7 protein-coding genes and 1 pseudogene are annotated in these 7,662 nt (G+C 66.8%); 2 read left to right on the top strand and 6 right to left on the bottom strand.

Annotated features, from left to right (window positions below; all coding sequences use genetic code 11):
* Together G3N93_RS03505 and G3N93_RS03500 are read right to left on the bottom strand one after the other, a co-directional pair.
* Positions 1–257 (bottom strand): annotated as a pseudogene (locus tag G3N93_RS03505) (fimbrial protein); the annotation flags it as partial.
* On the bottom strand, positions 254–1,180 hold the full coding sequence (locus tag G3N93_RS03500) for a competence protein ComA (protein WP_206132274.1): 927 nt from the start codon (positions 1,178–1,180) through the stop codon (positions 254–256). The gene G3N93_RS03500 and the pseudogene G3N93_RS03505, both read right to left, overlap by 4 nt.
* Positions 1,181–1,399: 219 nt before the next feature.
* Here G3N93_RS03500 and G3N93_RS03495 point away from each other — a divergent pair, with 219 nt between their 5' ends.
* The gene (locus tag G3N93_RS03495; protein WP_174939845.1) at positions 1,400–3,790 is read left to right on the top strand and encodes a penicillin-binding protein 1A; all 2,391 of its coding nucleotides are present in this window, start codon (positions 1,400–1,402) and stop codon (positions 3,788–3,790) included.
* Positions 3,791–3,881: 91 nt separating this feature from the next.
* On the opposite strand, the gene cyaY is transcribed toward G3N93_RS03495, so the two are convergent.
* Positions 3,882–4,211 carry an iron donor protein CyaY gene (gene cyaY, locus G3N93_RS03490; RefSeq protein ID WP_039366759.1) on the bottom strand — a complete coding sequence of 110 codons (330 nt, stop codon included), beginning with the start codon at positions 4,209–4,211 and terminating at the stop codon, positions 3,882–3,884.
* 36 nt (positions 4,212–4,247) lie between these two features.
* On the opposite strand from cyaY, the gene G3N93_RS03485 reads away from it, so the two are divergent.
* A complete protein-coding gene (locus G3N93_RS03485; protein ID WP_206121734.1) occupies positions 4,248–4,529 on the top strand; it encodes a lipoprotein in 282 nt (93 codons plus the stop codon).
* Positions 4,530–4,606: 77 nt separating this feature from the next.
* Here the strand turns inward: G3N93_RS03485 and msrQ are convergent, their stop codons facing one another.
* The 3 genes from msrQ to ccsB form a co-directional block, all read right to left on the bottom strand.
* Positions 4,607–5,296, bottom strand: a complete 690-nt coding sequence (gene msrQ, locus G3N93_RS03480; RefSeq protein ID WP_206132273.1) for a protein-methionine-sulfoxide reductase heme-binding subunit MsrQ — start codon at positions 5,294–5,296, stop codon at positions 4,607–4,609.
* A gap of 20 nt (positions 5,297–5,316) precedes the next feature.
* Positions 5,317–6,312 (bottom strand): protein-methionine-sulfoxide reductase catalytic subunit MsrP, encoded by a 996-nt coding sequence (msrP, locus tag G3N93_RS03475; protein ID WP_011350687.1) that lies wholly within the window; start codon positions 6,310–6,312, stop codon positions 5,317–5,319.
* Positions 6,313–6,470: 158 nt separating this feature from the next.
* A complete protein-coding gene (gene ccsB, locus G3N93_RS03470) occupies positions 6,471–7,661 on the bottom strand; it encodes a c-type cytochrome biogenesis protein CcsB (RefSeq protein WP_206121737.1) in 1,191 nt (396 codons plus the stop codon).
* Position 7,662 lies beyond the last annotated feature (1 nt).

Genomic DNA, 7,662 nt, shown 5'->3' with positions numbered 1-7,662 from the left:
GCCGCTGCCGTGGCGGCGCGCGTCGCAGCCCCCACCTGCGGCTGCAACCGCAGCAACCGCGCCTCCACACTCGCGCGCTCGGCATCCACGCGCCACCGCGCCCCGGTGGCGGCACCCGTCCACAGGCCAGCGCCGAGCACACCGAACAGAATCGCCGTACCGCACTGCGCGGCCCGTCGACGTCGCAACGCCTTGGCCAGCCGCTCACGGTACGGCAGCAGGTTGAAGCCGCCCGGCTCCACACGACAGGCCGTCATTCCCACACCCCGCGCAATGCCAGCCCGAATGCGACAGCCCACGCCGGGCCGCCCGGCATGCCGGCGGGCGGGCACGGTTGACCGTCCCAGCCCGTACAGTCGAACGGCACCGCAACCGTGCCGAGCACGTCACCGATCTCGGCGACGGAGGTATCGAAGCGGGCGATACACCGCTCGTCCCCGGCCACGAGTACGCAACACTCGGCCCCGAGCGCGCGCCGGCGCAATGCATCGGAAAACGCCTCCGGCACGGCGCCGGAAAGCGTCAGCACCGGTACGGCCAACGGGCCGTCGATGCGCCAGCCGTGCACGCCCGAATCATGGAACCAGAGCGCCGCGTAGGCGCCCGCCTGCGCGTCGGGTTCGAATTGCGCGGCATAGCGCAACGCGCGCAGCGCCGCGGCCGACTCGCCGTCGACCACCGTCAGGTCGACACCGGCCTGGGCAGCCACGTCGATCCGACGTTCGAGCAGCGCCAGCGGGGCCACGGCAATCTCGATCACGTCCGCTCCCGCGCCGCCATCCTGCCGCCAGTCGAACGCGAGACTGTCCGGCGCCAGCCCCGAGACGCGTTCGGCCGCCTGCCGCGCGGCGTCCTCGATGTCGTCCCGCCCGGCCAGGTCGAGCGTCGCGGTCCGCATCTCGTCATCGTGCAACGCCATCACGCCACGCGCGTCGCACCGCACGCCGGCCGCCGACAGCCTCGACACGGCGGCGGCCAACGCTCGCGCGACCGCCGCCCAGCGTGCATCTTCCGGCCCGCCCGCCAACCCGACCGGCTCCCGCTCGAGCCCTTCGACGCATACCTCCGCACCGCGGCCGCGCCGGCTCAGCACGACCATCCTCACCTCGTCCGCACCGACGTCGATTCCCGTCGACCGGTTCCCGCCCTGCGCAAACCGCGCTCTCCATCGTCCCGCCATCCCAGCCTCCCGAAATCGTCGCGGCCCACGCCGCGTTTCGAGACCTGATTCTGCAAAGCGGCGCGTGTGGCCGACAGTCGGCCTAATGGCCAGCACCCGCTCGCGACGGGCGCGCGCGGGCTATGCTGGAAGGACGCAAACCCGCGGCTTCGCGGCGGGTAGCCCCCGCGTCAGGACCGGTCTTACCGGGCAGCTATAATCGCGGGACTGTTTTCCGGTATGCCTATGCAATCCACGACTCCTACGTCCCCGCCTCCCGCCCCGGAGCCGAAGAAGCGGCCCTGGTGGCAAAAAGTCCTGCTCGGATTCGCCACGATGTGCGTGGCGCTCGTCGTGGCCGGCGGCCTCGTGCTCGGCTACGCGCTCGTCGTTGCGTGGCCGAACATGCCGTCGCTCGACGCGCTCACCGACTATCGGCCGAAGGTGCCGCTGCGCATCTATACGTCCGATCACGTGCTGATCGGTGAATTCGGCGAAGAGCGCCGCGACGTCGTCCATTTCAAGGACGTGCCCGACTCGCTGAAGAAAGCGATCCTCGCGATCGAGGACGCGCGCTTCTACGATCACGGCGGCGTCGACCTTACCGGCATCGTCCGCGCCGGCTTCGTCGCGCTGACGAACGGCCACGCGTCGCAGGGTGCGAGCACGATCACGATGCAGGTCGCGCGCAACTTCTTCCTGTCGAGCGAGAAGACCTACACGCGCAAGATCTACGAGATGCTGCTCGCGTACCGGATCGAGCGTGCGCTGACGAAGGATCAGATTCTCGAGGTCTACATGAATCAGATCTATCTCGGCCAGCGCGCGTACGGCTTCGCGAGCGCCGCGCGGGTCTACTTCGGCAAGGACCTGAAGGACATCACGCTCGCGGAAGCGGCGATGCTCGCGGGGCTGCCGAAGGCGCCGTCCGCGTACAACCCGGTCGTGAACCCGAAGCGCGCGAAGGTGCGCCAGGAATACATCCTGCAACGGATGCTCGAGCTGAACTTCATCTCGCGCGAGCAATACGACGAGGCCGTCGCACAGCCGCTCGTCGTCAAGGGTCCGGGCCGCGATTTCAGCGTGCACGCCGAGTACGTCGCGGAAATGGTCCGACAAATGATGTACGCGCAGTACCGTGAGGAAACCTACACGCGCGGCTTCAACGTCGTCACGACGATCGACTCCGCGGACCAGCAGGTCGCGTACACCGCGCTGCGCAAGGGCATCATGGATTACGAACGCCGGCACGGCTATCGGGGGCCGGAAGGCTTCATCGAGCTGCCGGCCGGTGCCGACGACCGCGAACAGGCGATCGACGATGCGCTGCTCGAACACCCCGACAACGGCGAACTGATTGCCGCGGTCGTCACGGCCGCCAGCGCGCGCCAGATCACGGTTGCGTTCATCGACGGCAGCAATGCGACGATCGAAGGCGACAACCTGCGCTTCGCGTCGGGCGCGCTGTCGGCCAACGCGCAGCCGAATCGCCGCATCCGCCCGGGCGCGATCGTCCGCGTCGTGAAGAGCGACGCCGGCAAATGGTCGATCACGCAGTTGCCGCAGGTCGAGGGGGCGTTCCTGTCGATCGTCCCGCAGGACGGCGCGATCCGCTCGCTCGTCGGCGGCTTCGACTACAACAAGAACAAGTTCAACCACGTCACGCAGGCGTGGCGGCAGCCGGGTTCATCGTTCAAGCCGTTCATCTATTCGGCGTCGCTCGACAAGGGCCTCGGGCCGGCAACCGTGATCAACGACGGCCCGCTGTATTTCAGCGCCGCCGAAACGGGCGGCCAGCCGTGGGAGCCGAAGAACTACGGCGGCGGCTTCGAAGGCCCGATGTCGATGCGCACCGCGCTGCAGCGCTCGCGCAACCTCGTGTCGATCCGGATCCTGAACCACATCGGCACGAAGTACGCGCAGCAGTACATCACGCGCTTCGGTTTCGACGCCGAACGCCATCCGGCCTACCTGCCGATGGCACTCGGCGCGGGCCAGGTCACGCCACTGCAGATGGCGGGGGCCTACTCGGTCTTCGCGAACGGCGGCTACCGCGTCAATCCGTACCTGATCGCCGAAGTCACCGATCCGAACGGCGCGATCGTCGTGCGCGCGCAGCCGCTCGTTGCCGAGCAGAACGCGCCGCGTGCGATCGACGCGCGCAACGCGTACGTGATGAACAGCCTGCTGCAGAGCGTCGCGCAGCGCGGCACGGGCGCGCGGACCAATGTGCTGAAGCGCACCGACCTCGCGGGCAAGACCGGCACGACGAACGACTCGCACGACGCGTGGTTCGCCGGCTACCAGCACACGCTCGCCGCGATCGCGTGGATCGGCTACGACAACCCGCGCAGCCTCGGCGATCGCGAAACCGGTGGCGGCCTGTCGCTGCCGGTCTGGATCGAGTACATGGGCGCCGCGCTGAAGGGCGTGCCGGAGTTCAAGCCGACGGTGCCGGACGGCGTCGAATCGCTCGGCGGCGAGTTGTACTTCACCGAGTTCGCGCCGGGCCACGGCTTCGTGTCGACGGTTGGCGTACCGCAAGCACCGGCCGCGCAGAACGTCGACGCAACCGTGCCGCATGTCGACGAGCAGGAAAAGCAGGACATCATGAACCTGTTCGCGCACTGACCACCGGCCCGGCCATGAAAAAAGCGCCCCGCGGGGCGCTTTTTCTTTGGCACGACGCGTCGGGGCGCGGCCCCGGCTTCGGCCTGGGCGGTTACGGCGCGCTGAACGTGATCGGCAGGCCGGCCTGCTGCGTCGCGTATTCGGTGAGCGCCGAGAAAAACTCGGTGCCCGTACGCGTATCGCGCCATTCGCCGTCGATGAAACGGTAGTGGAAACCGCCCGCTTTCGCGGCGATCCACACTTCCTTCATCGGCGGCTGCAGGTTGACGATGATCTTCGAGCCGTTCTCGAACGTCAGCGTCAGGACGCTGCCGTTGCGCTCCAGATCGATGTCGTGATCGCCGTCGTTGGCGTCGTCGACGGTACGCTCGACGGCCGCCAGCACGGCCTCGGCACGGGTCAGGTATTCGGTATCGGACATGCTAAACTCTATCGGTTCAATTGTTCAGGGACGATCATGCGAGTCGTTTTCCGGATGAGCGCGATTGTAGCGGCTTTGGCGATTCTTGCCGGCTGCGGTCAAAGCGGCGCGCTCTATCTGCCCACCGTGCCTCCGATGCCCAAGCCACTCCAGCAGCAGGACACGCCGCCGTCGGACGTGAAGCCGACCGATGAAAACGCGTCGTCCGACAGTGTGCCCGATTCGTCCGGCACGCCGCTGACGCTGTCACCCGAATTGTCGTCGAGCGGGGCATCGACCACGCCCGCACCGGCGTCGAGCCCGGCTGTCGCGAAGTAACGACGCACCGCCTGCACGGCTCACGAAACAAGGCGATGACTTCCTGGTCATCGCCTTTTGTTTTTCAGGCTGCGCCGTCACACGCGCACGCGCCGCCATCCCCATGCAATGAGCCGCCAGCCGAGCAGCACGGCCACGATTGCCGCATACAGCTTCGGCTGCGCGAGATTGTGCTTGCCGGCTCTCATCCACCAGAAGTGCAGCACGCCGAACAGTGCGATCGCATAGATCGCGCTGTGCAGCGTCGCCCAGTGACGCCCGAGCCGGCGCACCATCGCGCGCGGTGACGTTGCCGCGAGCGGAATCAGCAGCACGAACGCGGCGAAACCGACCGTGATGAACGGGCGCTTGCCGACGTCCTTCAGGATCGCGACGACGTCGAACCACTTGTCGAACCACAGGTAGGTCGTGAAGTGCAGCGTCGCGTAGAAAAACGCGAACAGTCCGATCATTCGACGAAAGCGCAGCAGCGTGGCGAACCCGGTCATGCGCCGAAGCGGCGTGACGGCAAGCGTCACGCACAGCAGCACGAGCGTCCAGAGGCCCGTCGAGCGCGTAATGAACTCGATCGGATTCGCGCCGAGCCGGTCGGTCAGCCCGAACAGCATGAGACGCGCGAGCGGATAAAGGCCGGCCGCGAAAACCAGCACCTTGGCCGGCGCGAGCCAGCGCGGCGCAGCGGGACGGACCGTGCCGCCCCGTGCGGCACGTGCGGCGCCTTGGCCGGCGCCGGCTGTGCGCGCCGGAGTCAGCGTCGAAGAGGGCATATCGTTTCTCACCGTCGCCCTCAGAAATTCTTCTTCAGGTCCATGCCCTGATACATCGACGCGACGAGATCGCCGTAGCCGTTGAACATCAGCGTCTTGCGCTTCGGCGTGAAAAAGCCGTCCTCACCGATGCGTCGCTCGGTCGCCTGGCTCCAGCGCGGATGATCGACGTTCGGGTTCACGTTCGAATAAAAGCCGTACTCGTTCGACGCGTACGTGTTCCAGCTCGTCTTCGGCTGCTTGTCGACGAAGCGGATCTTCACGAGCGACTTCGCGCTCTTGAAGCCGTACTTCCACGGCACGACGATCCGCACCGGTGCGCCGTTCTGGTTCGGCAGCACCTGCCCGTAGACGCCCATCGTCAGCAGTGTCAGCGGATTCATCGCCTCGTCCATCCGCAGGCCTTCCGAGTACGGCCAGTCGAGCACCGGCGTCGAGAGGCCCGGCATCTGCGACGGATCGGCCAGCGTGATGAACTGCACGTACTTCGCGTTGCCGGTCGGCTGCACGCGCTTGATCAGCTCGGACAGCGGCACGCCGATCCACGGGATCACCATCGACCATCCCTCGACGCAGCGCAGCCGGTACACGCGCTCCTCGAGCGGCGCCAGCTTCAGCAGTTCGTCGAGATCGAACACCTTCGGATGCAGCACCTCGCCCTCGACGCTCACGCGCCACGGGCGCGGCCGCAGCGTGCCGGCGTTCTGCGCGGGGTCGCTCTTGTCGGTGCCGAATTCGTAGAAATTGTTGTAGGAGGTAATGTCCTTGAACGGCGTCACCTTGTCGGCCGCGACGAACTTCGGATTCGTCTTCGCCGCGAGCTTCGCGGCCCGCGCGTCGGGCGACGCATAGGCGGCGAATGCTGCGCCGCTACCGCCGAGCAACCCGCCCGCCGCCGCGAGGCCGGCCGCCTGCAATACGCGCCGCCGGTTCTCGAAGACCGCACGCGGCGTGATTTCGCCGGGCGCGATATCGCCGCCGGTCAGTACGTTCCGCAAAGGGCGTTTGATCCACATCGTGCTGCTCCTCCTGCATGCGCCGCGCGCAGCTTCATGAGCGTTCGACCCGACCCGTCTTGCGCCGTTCGACGCCCGGACCGCCCGCCCGTTACAAAAGAAAACCGCCGGGCACGCAGTGCACCGGCGGTCTCATAGTCGGACGAACAGCGGAAATCTTACAGCTTGCCGTAGCTGTGCAGCCCGGACAGGAACATGTTGACGCCGAGGAACGCAAAGGTCGTCACGAGCAGGCCCGTGAGCGCCCACCATGCGGCCACCGTGCCACGCAGGCCCTTCATCAGGCGCATGTGCAGCCACGCCGCGTAGTTGAGCCACACGATCAGCGCCCAGGTTTCCTTCGGGTCCCAGCTCCAGTAGCCGCCCCATGCTTCGGCGGCCCACAGCGCGCCGAGGATCGTCGCGATCGTGAAGAACGCGAAACCGACCGCGATCGACTTGTACATCACGTCGTCGAGCACTTCGAGCGTCGGCAGGCGATCCGCGAGCACGCCGCGCTCCTTCATCAGGTAGGCGACCGACACCATCGCCGACAGCGCGAAGCTGCCGTAGCCGATGAAGTTCGCCGGCACGTGAATCTTCATCCACCAGCTCTGCAGCGCCGGCACGAGCGGCTGGATCTGCTGCGCATCGCGCGCGACCGAGTACCACATCAGGAAGCCGACGGCCGCGCTGATCACCAGCAGCACGAACGCACCGAGCGCACGCGTGCCGTAGTGGCCTTCGTAATACAGATAGAGCAGCGCGGTGATCAGGCTGAACAGCACGAACACTTCATACAGGTTCGACACCGGGATGTGCCCGACGTCCGCACCGATCAGGTAGGACTCGTACCAGCGCACCATCAGGCCGGTGAAGCCCATCAGCACGGCGACCCACGTGAGCTTCTGGCCGATCGCGGAGCCCGACTCCGAGCGCGCGAGCAAACCGATCCAGTAGAAGATCGTCGCGAGCACGAACAGCGCGCTCATCCACAGGATCGCGGACTGGCTCGACAGGAAGTACTTGAGGAAGAACGCCGAATCGGCGCGCGCGAGATCGCCCTGGTAGATCTGGATCGACAGCAGCGCCAGCACGGCGATCGACGCCATCATCAGCCGCGCGGGCTTCCAGCGCCAGCCGAGCGTGACGAGCGCCGGCACGGTGCCGATCATCACTGCCTTGTCGTAGTAATCCATGTGCGCGTTGTAGTGCACGAGCGCATAGCCCGCGCCCACCACGAGCGCCAGTGCGAACAGCCAGTCGAGCAACGACAGGCGCGCGAGGAACGGACGGTCGTCGAACAGCGGCGCCACAACTGGAGCCTGGGCCGACGCCCGATGGGAAGAGGAAACTTGCGTGAGATCCATG

It is taken from the genome of Burkholderia sp. Se-20378 (assembly GCF_017104665.1).
In the GTDB taxonomy this organism is placed as follows: Bacteria; Pseudomonadota; Gammaproteobacteria; order Burkholderiales; family Burkholderiaceae; genus Burkholderia; species Burkholderia lata.
Note: the sequence above shows the minus strand (reverse complement) of the source record. Positions and strands in the feature narration are given on the sequence as shown.

Bases quoted from the DNA above. Each gene is read 5' to 3' on its own strand.
- G3N93_RS03500 (WP_206132274.1), bottom strand. From the start codon at position 1,180: ATGGCGGGACGATGGAGAGCGCGGTTTGCGCAGGGCGGGAACCGGTCG.
- G3N93_RS03485 (WP_206121734.1), top strand. From the start codon at position 4,248: ATGCGAGTCGTTTTCCGGATGAGCGCGATTGTAGCGGCTTTGGCGATT.
- msrQ (WP_206132273.1), bottom strand. From the start codon at position 5,296: ATGCCCTCTTCGACGCTGACTCCGGCGCGCACAGCCGGCGCCGGCCAA.
- ccsB (WP_206121737.1), bottom strand. From the start codon at position 7,661: ATGGATCTCACGCAAGTTTCCTCTTCCCATCGGGCGTCGGCCCAGGCT.
- cyaY (WP_039366759.1), bottom strand. From the start codon at position 4,211: ATGTCCGATACCGAATACCTGACCCGTGCCGAGGCCGTGCTGGCGGCC.
- G3N93_RS03495 (WP_174939845.1), top strand. From the start codon at position 1,400: ATGCCTATGCAATCCACGACTCCTACGTCCCCGCCTCCCGCCCCGGAG.
- msrP (WP_011350687.1), bottom strand. From the start codon at position 6,312: ATGTGGATCAAACGCCCTTTGCGGAACGTACTGACCGGCGGCGATATC.